This is a genomic window from Micromonospora sp. NPDC050795, from assembly GCF_044456785.1.
In the GTDB taxonomy this organism is placed as follows: Bacteria; Actinomycetota; Actinomycetes; order Mycobacteriales; family Micromonosporaceae; genus Micromonospora.
Map to the genome: position 1 here is coordinate 1 of NZ_JBITGE010000107.1, position 1551 is coordinate 1551.

The 1551-nt window shown below is 68.2% G+C and carries 1 pseudogene; it reads left to right on the forward strand.

Features of this window, described 5'->3' with window-relative positions:
- Nucleotides 1-170: 170 nt before the first annotated feature.
- Nucleotides 171-1372, forward strand: a pseudogene (locus ACIBEF_RS32390) (Mu transposase domain-containing protein); the annotation flags it as partial.
- Nucleotides 1373-1551: the final 179 nt, after the last annotated feature.

Here is a 1551-nt window from a genome sequence, read left to right on the forward strand (position 1 = left end):
CAAACAGCAGGTGTTCGGCCGCGCCCGCCTCGACCTGCTCCGCAAACGCCTCGTCCTCGCGCACTGATCTGCTTCACACAACCGGCGACAGAGCCATGGTCCGCGACGGGCCAGTGGCGAACCGGCCGTTCTATGCCGCGATCGGGGCCACCCTCGACGGGGAGGACATCCTGGGTGTGGCCCGTAATACGGTGCGGGCTGCGTTGGCTTCCGACCGGCCGCCGACCTACGAGCGTCGTCCACGGGGCTCGATCGTGGATGCGTACGAGCCGCAGATCAGGGCGTCGTTGGCGGAGTGGCCGCGGATGCCCGGCCCGGTCAGCCGAACGGATCAAGTGGCCGCACTCGATGCCGCCATTGCGAAAGCGGCTGGCGGTCATCCGGCCGGAGTACGTCGGTATCAATCCGGTCGACCGGACGGTCTATGAGCCGGGCGAGATCGTTCAGTGCGACCTGTGGTTCCCCGACACCGCGGTCCCGGTCGCGGCGGGACAGTCGCGCACGAAACTGCCGGTGTTGGTGATGACGCTGGGGTTCTCCCGGTTCATGACCGCTGTGATGATCCCGTAGAGGCAGGCCGAGGACATCCTGTCGGGGATGTGGCAGCTGATCTGCGGATCGGGCGGGTGCCCCGAACCCTGGTGTGGGAAAGGGAGTCCGCGATCGGCGGAACCGGTCGAGTCTCGGCGCCGGCGGCGGCGTTCGGGGGGACCCTCGCCACGCAGGTCAGGCTGGCTCCTCGCCGTGATCGGGAGTTCAAGGGCATGGTCGAGCGGGCCAACGGATTCCTGGAGACCTCGTTCATGCCCGGCCGGCTGTTCACTTCACCGGCCGATTTCAACGTCCAGCTGGGTGACTGGCTGGTCACGCCTGCCGCCTCGAACCAGCTCGGCTCGTCGCCGCCCGTACGGTCCGGTCGATCCTGGGTCGGCCGGCGGACCTGCTGGACACCGACTGCCTGTCGATGATCCCGCTGCCGCCGGTCGACCCGCCGACCGGCCTGAGCAACCGGACCCGACTCGGCCGCGACTACTACGTGCGCGTGGACACCGTCGACTACTCCGTCGACCCGCGCTCGATCGGCCGATTCGTCGACGCGACCGCCTCGCTGGACACGGTGAAGGTGTTCTGCGACGGCCAGATCGTCGCCCGCCACGACCGGCCCTGGGCCAAGCACGCGGTGATCACCGACTTGGTCCACAAGGCCACCGCTCAACGCATGCGCCAGGCCCTTGCCGAGGACCGGCAACGCCGTCAGGCAGCCACCCGCCAGCACGCCGACGGGCATTCCGTCTGCCTGCGGGCGCTGCCGGACTACGACGCCCTGTTCGGCGTCGACTTCACCAACCCAAGGAAAGCGAGCCACCAGTGAGCACGGCGACCACACCGAGACCGCAGGCTAGCCCGAAGGACGGCATGCCTTCCATGATCGCCTACTTGACCAGGGTACTGAAGATGAGTTCCCCCCGTTTCGACGGAGCGGTGGTTACCTGCTTCCGGTCGGGGCAGGGGTGAGGTTATCTGGCTCGGTCTGGGTGTGCCAGGCCGCCT